Source organism: Exiguobacterium sp. s141 (assembly GCF_018618085.1).
GTDB lineage: Bacteria > Bacillota > Bacilli > Exiguobacteriales > Exiguobacteriaceae > Exiguobacterium > Exiguobacterium mexicanum_A.
This window is the reverse complement of the sequence record NZ_JACSLJ010000002.1, coordinates 694396-709860: the sequence shown is the minus strand read 5'-3', so window position 1 is coordinate 709860 and position 15465 is coordinate 694396. Positions and strand designations below refer to the sequence as shown.

General features: G+C 51.7%; 16 protein-coding genes and 1 tRNA gene. 10 read left to right on the top strand and 7 right to left on the bottom strand.

All coding sequences use genetic code 11. The annotated features are described in order from the left end of the window. Window positions 1-62 precede the first annotated feature (62 nt). The 3 genes from KNP74_RS08155 to KNP74_RS08145 all read right to left on the bottom strand — a co-directional run bounded on the left by KNP74_RS08155 (window position 63) and on the right by KNP74_RS08145 (window position 2526). The gene (locus tag KNP74_RS08155) at window positions 63-1052 is read right to left on the bottom strand and encodes a LacI family DNA-binding transcriptional regulator (protein ID WP_214711045.1); all 990 of its coding nucleotides are present in this window, start codon (window positions 1050-1052) and stop codon (window positions 63-65) included. Window positions 1053-1099: 47 nt separating this feature from the next. Next, a complete protein-coding gene (locus KNP74_RS08150) occupies window positions 1100-1576 on the bottom strand; it encodes a GNAT family N-acetyltransferase (RefSeq protein ID WP_138859460.1) in 477 nt (158 codons plus the stop codon). A gap of 86 nt (window positions 1577-1662) precedes the next feature. Then, on the bottom strand, window positions 1663-2526 hold the full coding sequence (locus KNP74_RS08145; protein ID WP_214763998.1) for a cation diffusion facilitator family transporter: 864 nt from the start codon (window positions 2524-2526) through the stop codon (window positions 1663-1665). Between the two features lie 181 nt (window positions 2527-2707). Between KNP74_RS08145 and KNP74_RS08140 the strand changes: the two genes are divergently transcribed. From KNP74_RS08140 to KNP74_RS08115, 6 genes are all read left to right on the top strand, one after another. After that, window positions 2708-3019, top strand: coding sequence for a hypothetical protein (locus tag KNP74_RS08140; protein WP_021067357.1), 312 nt, complete (start codon window positions 2708-2710; stop codon window positions 3017-3019). 38 nt (window positions 3020-3057) lie between these two features. Continuing rightward, window positions 3058-3843, top strand: coding sequence for a class I SAM-dependent methyltransferase (locus tag KNP74_RS08135; protein WP_214708658.1), 786 nt, complete (start codon window positions 3058-3060; stop codon window positions 3841-3843). A 144-nt stretch (window positions 3844-3987) separates the two neighbouring features. Beyond that, window positions 3988-6366: an immune inhibitor A domain-containing protein gene (locus tag KNP74_RS08130; protein WP_214763997.1), complete on the top strand. Its 2379-nt coding sequence runs from the start codon at window positions 3988-3990 to the stop codon at window positions 6364-6366. A 110-nt stretch (window positions 6367-6476) separates the two neighbouring features. Then, window positions 6477-6547, top strand: a tRNA-Thr gene (locus KNP74_RS08125). 138 nt (window positions 6548-6685) lie between these two features. Continuing rightward, the gene (locus KNP74_RS08120; RefSeq protein ID WP_214763996.1) at window positions 6686-7246 is read left to right on the top strand and encodes a hypothetical protein; all 561 of its coding nucleotides are present in this window, start codon (window positions 6686-6688) and stop codon (window positions 7244-7246) included. 148 nt (window positions 7247-7394) lie between these two features. Beyond that, window positions 7395-8090 (top strand): queuosine precursor transporter, encoded by a 696-nt coding sequence (locus KNP74_RS08115; RefSeq protein WP_034777482.1) that lies wholly within the window; start codon window positions 7395-7397, stop codon window positions 8088-8090. A 31-nt stretch (window positions 8091-8121) separates the two neighbouring features. Here KNP74_RS08115 and KNP74_RS08110 read toward each other — a convergent pair whose 3' ends face one another. Continuing rightward, complete coding sequence (locus KNP74_RS08110) at window positions 8122-8370, bottom strand: hypothetical protein (protein WP_034777481.1); 249 nt, start codon at window positions 8368-8370, stop codon at window positions 8122-8124. 146 nt (window positions 8371-8516) lie between these two features. Here KNP74_RS08110 and KNP74_RS08105 point away from each other — a divergent pair, with 146 nt between their 5' ends. The 3 genes from KNP74_RS08105 (at window position 8517) to KNP74_RS08095 (ending at window position 9986) form a co-directional block, all read left to right on the top strand. After that, a complete protein-coding gene (locus tag KNP74_RS08105) occupies window positions 8517-8873 on the top strand; it encodes a PilZ domain-containing protein (protein WP_034777480.1) in 357 nt (118 codons plus the stop codon). Window positions 8874-8960: 87 nt separating this feature from the next. Beyond that, entirely contained in the window at window positions 8961-9593 is a 633-nt protein-coding gene (locus tag KNP74_RS08100) for a hypothetical protein (RefSeq protein WP_214763994.1), read from the top strand. Between the two features lie 120 nt (window positions 9594-9713). Beyond that, window positions 9714-9986, top strand: a complete 273-nt coding sequence (locus tag KNP74_RS08095) for a hypothetical protein (protein WP_240731233.1) — start codon at window positions 9714-9716, stop codon at window positions 9984-9986. Between the two features lie 70 nt (window positions 9987-10056). On the opposite strand, the gene KNP74_RS15030 is transcribed toward KNP74_RS08095, so the two are convergent. Continuing rightward, window positions 10057-10191, bottom strand: a complete 135-nt coding sequence (locus KNP74_RS15030; protein WP_034777478.1) for a hypothetical protein — start codon at window positions 10189-10191, stop codon at window positions 10057-10059. Between the two features lie 56 nt (window positions 10192-10247). After that, on the bottom strand, window positions 10248-12911 hold the full coding sequence (locus tag KNP74_RS08090; protein ID WP_034777477.1) for a cation-transporting P-type ATPase: 2664 nt from the start codon (window positions 12909-12911) through the stop codon (window positions 10248-10250). 251 nt (window positions 12912-13162) lie between these two features. On the opposite strand from KNP74_RS08090, the gene KNP74_RS08085 reads away from it, so the two are divergent. Beyond that, window positions 13163-14197, top strand: a complete 1035-nt coding sequence (locus tag KNP74_RS08085) for a PTS sugar transporter subunit IIC (RefSeq protein ID WP_214763993.1) — start codon at window positions 13163-13165, stop codon at window positions 14195-14197. A 40-nt stretch (window positions 14198-14237) separates the two neighbouring features. Here the strand turns inward: KNP74_RS08085 and KNP74_RS08080 are convergent, their stop codons facing one another. Further along, window positions 14238-15281 (bottom strand): lipid II:glycine glycyltransferase FemX, encoded by a 1044-nt coding sequence (locus tag KNP74_RS08080; protein ID WP_214763992.1) that lies wholly within the window; start codon window positions 15279-15281, stop codon window positions 14238-14240. Window positions 15282-15465: the final 184 nt, after the last annotated feature.

The window sequence follows — 15465 nt, the reverse complement described above, 5'->3', positions numbered from 1 at the left end:
CGGTTCCAAAAACGAATAAAAAAATGTTGCGGAACCGGTTCCGCAACACAAATGTAATCGATTTAATTTAAAATGTCAACGCTTTCTCGCAGTTTTAATTCAAAAGTTGTGAACGTTTTCATCGGGATGGTTTCGCCTGTTAACAATTGGAGAATCATGTCAGCCGCACGAGACCCTGTCCGACGGTATGGAAGATGCACCGTCGTGATCGCTGGATGGAGCACTTCGGTGAAATCATAGCCGCCGAATCCGCTCACCGAGATATCCACCGGCACCGATTTTCCACCATTGGCGAGCCCTTTCAAGACACCGAAGGCGATGTTGTCGGTCGCACAGACGATGAGCGTCGCGTCATCGGTCGCCTCGGCGATCCGTTCCCCAATCGGGATCGCGTCGTCAATTTTGAACGTCGTCGTATACGTCGTTACGTTCGCGCCTGCTTCTTTGAACGCATGCAGAAAACCGTCACGCCGCGCCTGTCCGACGGCGATGTCGTATGGACCGACACCGACATATAGGACGTCACGGTGACCCCATTCCATGAACTGCTTACCGAGGGCGAACGCCGCATCGTAGTCGGGATAGACGAGGCTATGGACCTGTTCATGCTCTTGACCGATCAATAGGACCGGAATTTGGATATCGTTGATCGCCTTCAAGTGCCGCGGCGTCACGGTCGTCCCGAGCCAGATGATGCCGGCCACTTTCTGTTTTGCTAAGTTATATAATTGCTCGATCTCGCGTTCGGTCTGTTGGGCCGTGTTGACGACGAGCATTTGATAACCGCGCTCGGTCAACCGCTCGTCGATGCCCATCATCGTACGCGAAGCCGCATAGGAATCAAGACGAGGGACGATGACACCAATCATTTTCGTCTGTTTCGACTTTAAGCTTTGCGCAAACTGGTTCGGTTCATAGTTCGTCTCTTGAATGACCCGCTCGATTTTCTCGCGTGTCGCTTGTCCGACCGAACCCCCGTTCAAATAACGAGAGACGGTACTTTTGGCGACCCCGGCCAGTTTGGCGATGTCGTTGATTGTCACTTGTTTCATCGGTAAAACCTCCATACGAAAAAACTGACGCGTCAGACGCCGTCAGTTCAGTGGTTGATTACATATCGCTTTTTAAAGTTTAAATAGTAAAGGCCGTTCCGTTTCTCGAAGCCGTTCTTCTCAAGGACACGGCGTACCGCTTCCTGATGTGGACTCGTCGGCGGGATGCCGGCGCGGACGGTATGTCCTTCTCTTAAGTCGGATTGTTCGAGCGCGAGGCGCAAGCCTTCTGTCGCATAGCCATTGCCCTTGAAGGCGTCGAACACCATCAAATCGAGCTGATAGACGCGAGCGAGTTTCAAGAGCAACACTTTTCCGACGATTTGCCCGTCAACGAGGAGATCATAATAGAAGTCCTCCCCATAACTATGCTCATCGGCCGAGTATACCTGCTCTGCCCCCATCTCGACAAAGATGCCTTTTAACTCTTCGGCTGAGATGCCGTAAGAACTTTGACCATATTTTTTAAAATGCTCATATTCGATCTCATCAATCTGACGAATAGGTTGACGCACGATTTCCATCCCGTGCCCTCCTTAACAGTTATCTCATAGTCTTTCCAAACTCATTATATACGAACGGCGGCGTGAAGCGCAAAAGATAACCGAAATCAGACCGGTTCAATGTGAATATGGACCGAATCGACAGCATGATGTTCGTCGAGCTCCCGTTCGATGTCATCACACAAATCGTGCGCCTCCTCGACGGTGAGACTTCCTTCAACGGCAATCGTCACATCGAGCATGACATGGTTACCAAGGTGACGTCCTTTGATTTCACGCACTTCCTTGACGGCATCGAAATGCTGAATCGTCTCTTCGTAGGAATCGACGAGATCCGGCGGGAATCCGTCAGAGAGCTGATGTGTCGCATCGAGAAAGATTTGAATCGCGGTCCGGATGATCATTCCCGCAATCAAGACGGCGAGAACCGTATCCATCCAAGGCAATTTAAAGTAAGCGAAGAGAACGCCGAGCGTAGCCCCGATCGAGATCATGGCATCGGCCAAATTATCTTTCGCGGCCGCTTTCAAGGCGAGCGACCGGGTTTTCTTGGCCAAGTTCGAATTGTACGCATACACGCCGAACATGACAAGTGCACTTAAGAACGCGACGACAGCAGCAAGCGGGTTCGGTTCGACGTATTCACCACCGATTAGAGTGGCGATGCTGTTCAATAGAACGAACACCCCGACGGCGACCATGATCAGCGATGCGACGAGCGCGGCGAGTGTCTCCATTTTGGCGTGACCGTATTTATGTTCGGCATCTCGGGGCAGTGCGGCGATGCGAATGCCGATATAGACGGCGATTGATGCGATGATGTCGGTCGTATTATTGAATCCGTCGGCGAGGACGGCCTCCGAATTGTACACCAAACCGAAGACGACTTTTAATACAGATAAGACCAAATACGTCGTGATCGATAAAATGGCGCCTTTAAGCGCTTTTGGTGGATGAGTTGTCGACTGCATCCGACCACCTCCTTTTTAGCTAAGTCAGTATACCAGTTGAGATTCATGTGGGCATAGAGAAACAGTGTTTCCCACAGCCAATAAAAATGGAATATATTCCCGGTGGTTTCGTTGTTCGAAAATTATGGTAAAGTAAATGGGAAGAGACAACAGGGTTATCCCCATAAAAGAGGTGAAACAAATGTTTACGGAACGTGATGGAATCAAGCTTCGGTTGGAACAAATTGACAGATTGCTCGCTGATTTGAACCGAGAAGCAAAACAATTGATGGCTCGTCTACGCGAACTCGACGCAAGCGGTGAAAACCCGCATGAGGTCACCCTCAAGCCGGAAGATCGTGACACGCTCAAATCGTCAATCGACGAAACGCTCGAGGCGCTCCAGAGCCGCTCGAAACGCCCGATAAACCCGAACGACGAGAAGAAGAAAGAACTTGCCTCCCACAAGGCACTCATCGACGAGTTATCGGATTTACTCAGCAAGAAAAAATGAGACGCTTCTGCGTCTCATTTTTTCAGTAAGGAGAAACTATGACTTATATCGTTACAACTTGTTTACGCCCGACTGAGGCAACCATCGAACGGGCCGAGGCCCATGCGGCGACTTATGGCGCCCATTTCGTCACCCGTCGCAAACATTCCATCGACACGTTAAAACAACGTCACCATGCCGGCGTGCTCGTATTTGATAAACGTCGCGTCGAATACACCCCTCTCGCCGGAGATGAACCGTTCTTTTTCCACCCATCGAGCTCGGTGTTCCGTGTGAAGCAGCTTGCGCGTGGCGGGAACGATCCGCTCGTCGATGCCGCCGCAATCAAACCGGGTGACCGGGTCCTCGACTGTACGCTCGGGCTCGGCTCCGACAGTATCGTCCTCAGTCATGCCGTCGGTCCGTCGGGTCGCGCCGTCGGGATCGAGAGCGAATTTGTCACAGCGATGCTCGTCAAGGAAGGGCTAACCGTTTGGGAAGAAAAAGAGCCCGCCGTCAATGAGGCGATGCGTCGGCTCGAGGTCGTTTGGACGGATGCCCTCACCTATTTGAAGACATGCCCGGACGATTCATTCGATGTCGTCTACTTCGACCCAATGTTCGAAAAGACGATTTCAGAATCGGTTCACTTGAACCCATTACGATCCCTCGCCAACACGAATCCGCTGTCTCTTGAACTCATGATGGAGGCCCGTCGTGTTGCATCCAGACGAATTGTCCTAAAGGCTCACTTTGAGAGTGAGACGTTTGAAACGTTTGGTTTTAAAAGGATTGTTCGTAAAACATCCAAATTTCATTACGGCATCATCGATGTAGAGACTTGACCCCTTAGGTCTTTAGAACCATTCGGGACGAAAGTCTCTTTTTTAAGTTATTATTTTCTGAATATTGACATTAATCAGACACAAGTTTAACGTTAGATTCAAGCTCACACAATTTCCCATTATTTTCACAGGAGGTTAGTACAAATGAAAAAACGTTCCATCCGTCGTACGACGCTCGCCGTCGCATTGACATCGGTCATGAGCGTCAGTGCGATTCCGGCCGTCGGTGCCGCTCCACTCGCCGCCTCACCGTTGCCAACCCCAAGCTCGACCGCTCCATTCGATCATAACATCATCGATGAGGATCGGCTCGCCAAAGCGCTCGAGAAACGAGGCGTCATCAAAAAAGGGCTTTCGGCCACCGAGCGCCAAAAGGCCGTCGATGCCTATATCGAGAAGAAGCAAGGCAATGCGAAAGACGTCCATAAGCACGACGATAAGTTAGACAAAAAAGCAGCCAAAGCAAAAGAGAAGATACATAACCAATTCGAGAAAGAATCGAAACGTCTCCTCGACAAAGCGAAAAAAGGACAAGCGAACTATCGCAAAGGCAAGCCGAACGGTCAAGTCAAAGTCGACCCGGCCAAGCAAGCTGGCTATAACGGCGCCGTCCGTGAAGACAAAGTCCTCGTCCTTCTCGTCGAGTACAGCGACTTCAAACATAACAACGTCGTTCAAGAAGAAGGTTATCTCTATAGCGACAACTTTAGTAAAGAACACTACGAGCAATACATGTTCGGCGACGAATCGTTCGAACTGTTCAACGGTGAGAAAGTCCAAACGTTCAAACAGTACTATGAGGAACAGTCGGGCGGCAGTTACACGGTCGACGGCACTGTCTCAGACTGGTTGACCGTCCCGGGCACAGCGAAAGATTACGGCGGTGACAATCCGGCCGGCGGGAATGACAACATCGGGCCAGGTCCGCGTCAACTCGTTAAAGACACGTTGAACGCTGCGGTCGCTTCAGGCATGGACCTCGCCGAATACGATCAGTACGATTTATATGACCTCGACGGTGACGGCGACTTCAACGAGCCGGACGGCTTGGTCGACCACTTGATGATCATCCATGCCGGTACCGGCCAAGAAGCTGGTGGCGGTGTCCTCGGTGACGATGCAGTCTGGTCACACCGTTGGGTCGTCGGCAACAGCCCTTACCGCGTAGCAGGTACGGAAGCAGCTGTCCCATACTGGGGCGGTCAAATGGCGGCATTCGATTACACAATCCAACCTGAAGACGGCGCAGTCGGCGTCTTCGCTCACGAATACGGTCACGACCTCGGTCTTCCAGATGAGTACGATACACAGTACACAGGTCAAGGCGAACCGATCCAATCATGGTCAATCATGAGCGGCGGCAGCTGGGCTGGTAAAGTGGCGGGTACAGAGCCAACGAGCTTCTCGCCACAAAACAAAGAGTACTTCCAAAAATTGATGGGCGGCAACTGGGCGAACATCACGGAAGTTGACCTTGAAGACATCACGCAACAAGGTTTTGTTTCGAAACTCGATCAATCGGTGACGAAATCAACCAACCCTGGATTGTTGAAAGTGAACCTTCCAGACAAGAAAGTAAAAGGCATCGAACCAGAATACGGCGAGTATTACTACTACTCGACAAAAGGTGATAACTTGCATACTGAACTCTCGACACCGACGGTCAAACTTGGAGCGGACGGTACACTCGCTTTCGACACACGTTTCGATATCGAGTTTGACTACGACTACTTGTACGTGAAAGCACTCAGCGGCGGCAAAGAAGTCGTCCTTGACGTCTACGGCGATGACAACACTGGAAACGGTGCGGAATCGACGAACGGCGCTTGGGTGAACAAATCGTACGACTTGTCACAGTTCGCTGGTCAAGACGTACAAATCGTCTTCGAATACGTGACGGACGGTGGTCTTGCCCTTGAAGGGTTCGCCCTCGACAACTTGTCGATCACGTCAAGCGGACAATCGCTCCTCGCTGACGATGCGGAAGGCGCAGAGAAAGTCACGCTCGACGGCTTCGTCAAGTCGGACGGCTATGATTCGAAACCGCACTACTACTACCTCGAGTGGCGCAACCATGAAGGCGCTGACACTGGTCTCTTGAACGGCCGTGGCGTCAAGTACAACACAGGTCTCGTTGTCTGGTATGCGGATGATTCGTTCTCAGACAACTGGGTCGGCATCCATCCGGGTGAAGGTTTCCTCGGTGTCGTCGACTCGCACCCTGAGGCACTTATCGGCAACTTGAACGGTCAAGACACAGTCGCTGGCAGCACGCGTTACCAGATCGCAGACGCGGCGTTCAGCTTAGATAAGACGCTCCCATGGTACATCGATTCACCGAGCCGTGGCATCTATGACTACAAAGCTCAACCAGGCGTGAAACAGTTCAACGACGCCAACACGTACATCAACTCGCTCATCCCAGATGCGGGCCGTAAACTTCCACAATACGGTCTCGTCGTCGACGTCGTCGGCGAAGCGAAAGACAACTCGGCTGGAGCAGTTTGGGTCCGGACGAAGTAAGCTTGATTCAACGCACCCCCGCCCTTCTCACCATGAGAAGGACGGGGGTCTTATTATTCTAAAAAAGCTTGAAATTTCATGACAGACTGTGTAACATACTAGATGTAACCGCCTCTGTAGGTTAGTGGCAGACCTCAGCAATGGTAATGCTGCAGCACGAGTTCGATTCTCGTCGGAGGCATCAAATGGATTCCGTAACACGGACCAACACAAGCACTTTCTCAAACCCTTGAGAAAGTGCTTTTTTATTGTCGATCGCCCATCCTTAAATTCCAATAAATGGTATGATGGATGAATACTGATATAAAGGAGACTCGATATGAAACGTTTCATCATTCTACTTGCTGCCGTCGCCTTATTGGCCGCCTGTACCGAACAGACGACAGATCGTACGTCTGACTCACCCCCGAAAACTAAAAATGTCGTAATCGATGTATCCGAGACACAACCTTTCTCCGAGCCCGTCCCGACCGAAGAAGAAGTCACAATCTTTTTAGGGTATCTTGAGTCTCTGAGCAGTGATACGCTCGGCGCGTTGCGCGAATCAGAGCAGGCTATTTTCCCCTGTGGGATGTCTTGTGAAGACCGTCCGCTCGACGAAATCTCTACGCAAATCGACAGTAACCAGGAAGAACTCGAATCCGTCCGTGCCGACATTGATGAGATTCTCCCGGCACTTGACCACTTGTTGTCATCTGACGCCTCAGGCATCGACCGCGAGGGGTTGACCTCTGTATTGAACGAACTCACTTACATTAGTGAGACGTTGACACGATTTATAGAAGGTGACGATTGGGAATCTTGGGAACATGCCCGTACCAAATTGAATCATCTGTCATCGATGATGAAAGGCATCGCCATTAACCTAAGTGGTGTATGACAGCATATCAACTAGATATATCGCTCTCATCCAACCCCGGGTGAGAGCTTTTTCCGTCTAGTCATGGAAACTGTCTTGACACGGTTTCCGTTCCTCTATAAACTTGTAAAGTTGACAGAATGAATGATTTGGAAGGAGTACGATCCCCATGCTCAATGAATGGTTATGGATTCCTTCTGCCTTGCTCACGCTCGGTCTGCTCGTCCTCAGTTATAAGCTGTTCGGACGTGTCGGACTGTTCGCCTGGATCGCGATGGCCTCGGTCGTCGCCAACATCCAAGTGACGCAGCAGATTGTAATCGGTGGTTTCATCTTTACTCTCGGGAATATCGTCTACGGTTCCCTTTATTTAGCGACTGACATCTTGAATGAAAAATATGGTCGTCACACCGCCCGTAAAGGCGTCTGGCTCGGCTTCTTCATCTTGATCGTCTCGACGGTGCTCATGCAATTCGCACTGCTCTATGAGCCGTTCGAAGAGGCGCTGTTTATGCATGAGAGTTTCGAGGCGCTGTTCTCGATGCTACCGCTCATCACGCTCGGTAGTCTCGCGGCGTACCTCGTCTCACAGCTGTTCGACGTCTTCATCTATTCGAAGATTCGTGCCAAGACCGGTGAGAAGAAACTGTGGCTCCGGACGACCGGTTCGACCGTCGTCTCACAGTTCATCGACACGCTCACGTTCTGTACGATTGCCTTCTGGGGCATGGAATGGGACATCTGGTGGAATATCTTCATCACGACATACGTCGCCAAGTTCATCATCGCTTGGATGGCGACGCCGTTCATGTATTACGCAAAACGGACCGTCCCACAGGAAGACGAGACAGAAAAAGCAGCCTAAACAAAACCGCGAGCCCATCGACTCGCGGTTTTTACTTACCTTTGATATGAAGCCGCACCGCATAAGGGCGTGCATCTTCAAGCGACGATTTCTCCCGACAAACGGTGAGCGCCACGTACGCGTCGATGGCGAGCGCCTCGATGGCCTCGTCCGTCGCCTCGACCTCTAGTATGGTGTAGGGCGGCAGTTGTTCCAACTTGACCCACTGTCCGTGTAGATTTTTCGCGTAGATGATTGGTTCGTCGATCGAATAGCGTCGGAGTAAGTCCTTGACGTTCATACGATCCCTCCTCTATCCACTCTGTCTTCTCATTATAGAAAGCGATTGCATTTCTGTAAACCGCGCTTCCTAAATTTTGGTGCATTCAACGCTTCACGATTCGCCAAAAATAGCCGATAATCAAGGTAGAGAAATGAGGTGAACCGATGCGCTATCGACGACAAGAAACGTTTCGTTATATTTTACCGAACCCCCGCTTCATCCCATATCGCCTCATCTGGGAAGACAAAGAACTTCATGACGGGGAAGCACAACTGCTCAATATCAGCGCCCACGGTCTGAAGATGCGGTGCGATTACTTATTTCCACTTTCTGAAGGATTGAAAGTCCAAGTCAAACTCGACCTCGTCCCGTTGATTCAACCGCTCGACCTGACGGGTCACGTACGGCACCGTGGACAAATGGGGAGCCTGTATGATTACGGGATTCGACTCGATTCGAACTCTGACGAGACCCAGCAACTCGTGACGATGATTAAAGCGTATGCGCGCGAAAACCAATGAGAACGTGTCGATTGACACTTCTCATTTTTTGTTCGCTTGATTCCGGGGTATACTAAAAGAAACAGAGACAGACTCGAGGTGTAGGGCATGACTAGAAAGTTTTTACTCATTCCGTGGGCCGCTGCGATCGCCATCGCGCTCCTCGGCCCGAACGAACCGTTCTCGAGCCGGTTTTTGCTCGATTTCATCACGTATAATACGGACGCCTATGAAGGGTATTCGCTTTCCCTTTTCAGCATCCTAGGCGTTTATCCTCTCGCCTTGTTCCCGCTTCTTTGGTCCGAGGTGAACCAGTTGCGCCCGAACCCGCTCTTACCGGCAGCGACCGGTTTCGTCGTCGGCGGCTTCATCATCGCCCCGTATTTGGCGTTCGCGCGGCAGTCGCCTTATCCGACACCGATCAAACCGCTCCCGACACGATTGCTCGGGGTGTTGCTCTTGCTCGTCACGATCGGTTTGTTCATCGCCGCATCGACGACCGGGAATGTGGCCGAGTATTGGTCGTACGTCGTACAGAACCAGTTCGTCCGGACGATGACAGTCGATTTCTTCTTGCTCGCTTTCATCCAAATCACGTTGATGAACCGGGATGCAAAGCGCTATAAAATGAGCTTGTGGCCGCTGCCTTACATCCCATTGTTCGGTTTGTTGTTCTGGCTGATCATTCGTCATAAGCAACCGTTCAACGAGGCACCGCCAAGCCGACAAAAAATGAAATGAACCGAGCCCCTTTCGCATTCGCCTCAGGTGCATTCTGATGGAAAACAGGATGACGGTTCCCAAATCGGGCCTGCTCCTATATACTGAGAATTCAGCTTACAGACGAAAGAAGGTACACCCATGAGATTTTTTAAAGTGATGACGCTTACGAACGATAGAGGCGAAGACATCATCTTGAGCGAATACTTCAAAATCATCGACAAACAAGTCGATCAGTTTTTGAAGGACACGCTCGAGCTTGATATGTACGACCAGAACGTGACACTGAAAGAGTGTCAAGTCGCCAAGGACCGTTGGGAATGCCCAGTCGGCGATTTTACCATCGTCGAGTATTTTAATGAGAAAGAGTTCGACAAGATGACCGAGTATCGCAGCCCGGCACCGAAAAAATAACGCCATAAAAAGGCTTTCCGATTTTTGTCGGAAAGCCTTTTTTTGTGGATACTCCCTCATTGAAGTCTCCTTATTTTGATTCTTTGTCGTCTTCTTCAGGTGCCGGGTCCGGATGTTGCGTCGGAGCCGGTTTTGTAGCCGGGTTTGATTCCTCATCCGGTACTGGGTCCGGGTGAACCCCTGGTTGTGATTCATCACGTTTCATTGAGCATCCCTCCTCTGCATAATGGACTAATTCCACATTAGGCAGTGTGCAAAACATCAGTGTATGTCTTTGTTGCCGATCACACGACGCGAGATGGCTTTCTCGATTTCGACGATGACAAAGACGATGAGACCGAACGCGACCGGATAAATCCAGTCTTGCAGTTCAAGTGGTGCCGTACCGAACAGCGTGTGCATGAACGGGACGTACGTAATGAACAGCTGGAGCCCGATCAAGAGTGCCGAAACGAGGAAGGCGATCTTGTTGTCAAAGAAGTGACGGTTGAACGCGGGCGCGAGCTCGGTCCGACAGTTGAACAAGTGGAACAGTTGCGCCATGACAATCGTATTAAGCGTGATCGTCTGCAACTTGTCGGTCGAGTAATCGAAATCGCCGAGCATATAGTTGATGACTAGACTACCGCCCCCGATTAAAATCGAGACGAACGTGATGCGGAAGACGTAGTAGCGACTCAGCAACGGCACGTTAGCGGGACGCGGCGGCCGTTTCATCGTGCTCTCTTCGAGCGGCTCGAAGGCGATGGCGAGCGAGAGCGTGATGGCGACGACCATGTTGACCCAAAGGATTTGGACCGGACTGAGTGGTGCCGCGGCGCCCAATAAGATACTCATTGCGACAAGGAGTGCTTGTCCCCCGTTTGTCGGGAGCAAGAACAAAATCGTCTTCTTCAAGTTGTCATAGACGCGACGACCTTCACGGACGGCGTTGTAGATCGTCTTGAAGTTATCGTCGACGAGCACCATCTGTGAGGCCTCTTTCGCAACTTCCGTTCCTTTAATCCCCATCGCGACCCCGATATCGGCCCGTTTCAAGGCCGGGGCGTCATTGACGCCATCACCGGTCATCGATGTGATTAAGCCGTTTTGTTGCAGTCCTTTGACGAGACGAAGTTTATCGTTCGGGCTCGTCCGGGCGAAGACGTCATTATGGACCGACGCCTCTTTGATTTCTTCGTCGGACATGTTCGTCAATTCTTTCCCTTCGAGGGCGCCCTCGACTTCCATTCCGAGTTCTCGGGCAATGGCGACGGCCGTGTCTTTATGGTCGCCGGTGATCATCTTGATACGGATCCCCGCGTCACGACAAGCCGCGACCGCTTCGATCGCTTCTTGTCGTGGCGGATCGACGATGCCGTAGAGGCCGAGGAATGTGATACCGTTCTCGACGTCTTCATGGTCGACCGTCTCTTTCGAAGCGTCGACGCGTTTGAAACCGCCCCCGAGCACGCGTTGTCCGCGGTCGGCAATTTCTTTTCGTTTTTCATCCCAATAGGCACGGTCGAACTCCGTGTCTTCCGCCATATCGAACAGGCGGTCCGGTGCCCCTTTGATGAAGATCATCCGCTCTCCTTTATAGTCGACGAGCGTTGCCATATATTTGTACTCCGAATCGAATGGAATCTTCGAGATGACGTCCAAACGTTCGATCGGCCGCTCCGCTTTTTCAGCGAGCGTGAGCAAACATGCTTCCGTCGGGTCACCATTGACGACCCATTCGCCGCCCTCTTCATACAGCTGGGCGTCGTTACATGTTTTCCCGACCGTGAGAAGGTCGATCATCGACTCATCATCATCTAAATCGAACGGTTGACCGTTCAGTTCTAAATCACCGTCCGGGGCGTATCCACTCCCTGACACTTCGATGTCGTGTTTGGCCGTGACGACTTGTTTGACGGTCATCTCGTTTTTCGTCAACGTCCCGGTCTTATCGGTACAGATGACCGATACGGCGCCGAGCGTCTCGACCGACGGTAAGCTGCGGACGATGGCTTTCTTCTCGGCCATGTTCCGGACACCGAGCGCGAGGATAATCGAGATGACGGCCGGTAATCCTTCTGGAATCGCGGCGACGGCAAGACCAATCGTCGTCAGCATCAACTCGATTGGGTCGAAATCGCGGACGAAGTAACCGAACGCGTAAATGACGACCGAGATGACGAGGATGGCGATGGATACCGTCTGACCAAACTTCGTCGTCTGGCGGATGAGCGGCGTCTTCACCGTCTCGACTTCAGCAATCGAGGCGTTGATTTGGCCGAGCTCCGTGCCTTCTCCGATGGACGTGACGATTGCTTTCGCACTTCCCGTCGCCACGCTCGTACCCGAATAAATCATGTTCTTGCGATCACCGAGGACGGCGTCTTCCGGTACGACTTGAATTTTCTTCTCGACCGTCGTCGCTTCACCTGTCAACGCCGATTCCTCGACTTTGAATTTCTCGGCTTGAATGACACGGGCGTCAGCCGGCACTTTATCACCGGCGGCAAGGACCAAGATGTCCCCGACGACGAGGTCGCTCGAGTCGACTTGGATTTGCTTGCCGTCACGGATGACGCTCGCCTTCGTCTCGAGTAATTTTTTGATTCCTTCTAAAGCCTGCTCGGCCTTGTTCTCTTGGAGATATCCGACGACGGCGATAACCGTCACAACGAGCACGATGACGATCGTATCGATGTACTCTCCTAGAAAGCCGGTGACGACAGCGGCACCGAGCAAGACGAAGACGAGAATATCATTGAATTGACGCAAAAATTTTATGATTTCAGGTGTCTTCTCTTTCTCGGGCAGCACGTTTTTCCCGTACTGTTCCTGCCGACTTGACACTTCCCCTTTCGACAGACCACTAGATGTGTCCGTCTCGAGCGAACTCTTTACCGCATCCGGTTCGAGTGCGTGCCAGTTTTTTGTCTCCATCTGCATCTCTACTCCTCCTTGGTCATTCCTATATGGAAAGTCTTTCCCCTTTCTCTTCCCACTCCGGGCCGGACTGACACATTTGAGCTTGTTTTTTCACTAATTTTACAGCTGAATTCGTTCACAATTTTCTAATTCGTCAGTTGGAAACGCTACCATCAAAAAAAGTCGTGTCAGATGGATGAAATGGCTTTACAGAACTGTTCGGATGGTTAACTATAGAGGAAATATAGAGCAGAGAGAAAGAGGTACATCGTATGATCATTATTCAAGGTATCGCACTTTTACTGTTGATTCTTGCCTTATTCACGTTATTCAGTTACAAAGCCCCGTTTGGAATGAGAGCGATGGGCGCCTTGGCCGGCGCCGCCATCGCCAGTTTCTTGGTCGAGGCGTTCAACGCTTACGCCATCGGCGGTTTGCTCCCGCTCACTTTATATGAGGAAGTCGGACAAGCGGCCGGTTCATTATCAGGTCCGGCCGCAGCGGCGCTCGTATCGATCGCACTCGGGATCAATCCGGTCTACGCGCTTATGCTCGGTCTATCGGTCGCCGGCTTCGGCATTCTTCCTGGCTTTTTCGCCGGATACATTCTTGCCCTTGTCGGTCGTAAACTAGACCGGCATTTACCGGCCGGTGTCGACATGATTTTCTACGTGATCGTCATGGCTCCCCTCGCTCGCCTCGTGGCGACAGGAGTCGATCCGCTCGTCTCGAACACATTGTCGCAAATCGGTGCGGTCATCGAACTTGCCGCGACACAGAATCCGGTCGTGATGGGACTTGTCCTTGGTGGCATCGTCACGGTCGTCTCGACGTCGCCACTTAGCTCGATGGCACTCACGGCGATGCTCGGTTTGACAGGCGTACCGATGGCCATCGCTGCCCTCGCCTTGACGGCGTCGATCTCGATGAACTTCTTGCTGTTCAAACGGTTGGACATAGGAACGAAGAAAGACCAACTATCGGTCGCGATCGAACCGCTCACGCAAGCCGACCTCATCTCGGCTAACCCGATTCCGATCTACAGCGTCAACTTTGTCGGCGGTGCGATTGCCGGACTCATCGTCGCGATGACCGGCATGGTGAACGACGCGCCAGGTTCTGCTGCCGGGATTCCGGGATTGCTCGTCATGTACGGCTTCAATGATTGGCAGACCGTGACCGTGACGGCGCTCATCTTGTTCGGCGTCGGCATCGTGGCCGGACTCGTCGGCAGTAAACTGTTCAGTAATTTCCCTATCACTCGCCAAACCGAAAAAATGGCCGCTTCCGACGAAGAGGCCGCTTGATACGAAAGGTCCTCACTCCATCTCGAGTGAGAACCTTTTGTTATCGTTCTGCTTGCACCTCGGCGACCGTCTCTGCGACCGGTGTCCGATAAAGTGGAAAGAAATCGGATGGTCCGTAGCGGAGCAAATGGTCTTGATTCAACCGATGGTAAACCGCCTCATCGAGCACGGACTGTCCGATATAGTATGTGAGCGGCTCATCCCCTGAGAAGCTCTGCTTGAAGTCATAGAGCGCATCTTCCCCGGTCGCTCCGCCACCGAGATGTACGTATGCTTTCTCTTTCTCGGCCGCGCGGCGGATCATCTCGCGGAACAAGAAATGGTTCGGTCGCAGCGCCAAGTAGTTCGCATCCGAACCTCCGAGATGATAATGCGCTCCATCGTCCCCGAACAACATGAACACGCCTGCCACGATGACGCCCTCATGGACAGCGAATAACAGCTCCGTTTCGCATGTATCGCTGTTCCACAGGTCCTCGAAGTATCGGTCCGAGAAATAGTACCCCTCGTTCGCTGCTCGACGGTCCATCGTCGCCCGATAAAGGCGGATGAATTCACATAGTTCATGGGCCTGCCCTTGTACCGCCGTCACTTGTTCACGGATAGCCCGCTTCACGTTTCGTTTCGTCATTTTACTGAAGCGTTGCTCAAGTTGGTCGAACGGGTCATCGAGCCGGACGTGCACCGTTTGACGAATCGGGACGGCTTGGCCGAAGGCACGCATCAAATCATGGTCGAAGCGGCAAGGATGATATCGAATCGTCTCAGTAACCGTGGCTTGATTCTCAGGGCGTTTTAAAAAGAGACGTCTAGCCTCTGCGACGTCTTCGTTCGAAAAGTTGCCTTCACGGAACGGACCGCCATAGCCATACGCCGTCACGAGATCATCATGACGATGTGCAATTGGACGACGGATGTACGGATACAGCAAGATGCCGTCCTCTTTGGCCGCGATATACAACTCAGGCTGCTCGCCTGGTTCACAGTTGGCCAATACATAATCGTAATGATCGTACGAGTCACAACTGACCTCCCGTAACCAGTTCTCCCACTCCCATCGATTTTTCACAATCTGATTGAACATCATCCGTTCCCCTCTTCCTATAAGTCGTCATTGTTTGAAGTGTGACAGGACAGTCTGGAGTCGTTTCCTATGTCCTGTTCCCATTCAAAGCTGACTATTTGAAGGAGGGGAATAGCTTTTTGTTGTTAACAAACATGAAGCGAGTTTGTTCGTTCACAATAAAATCATAACGATTTCTTTGAGA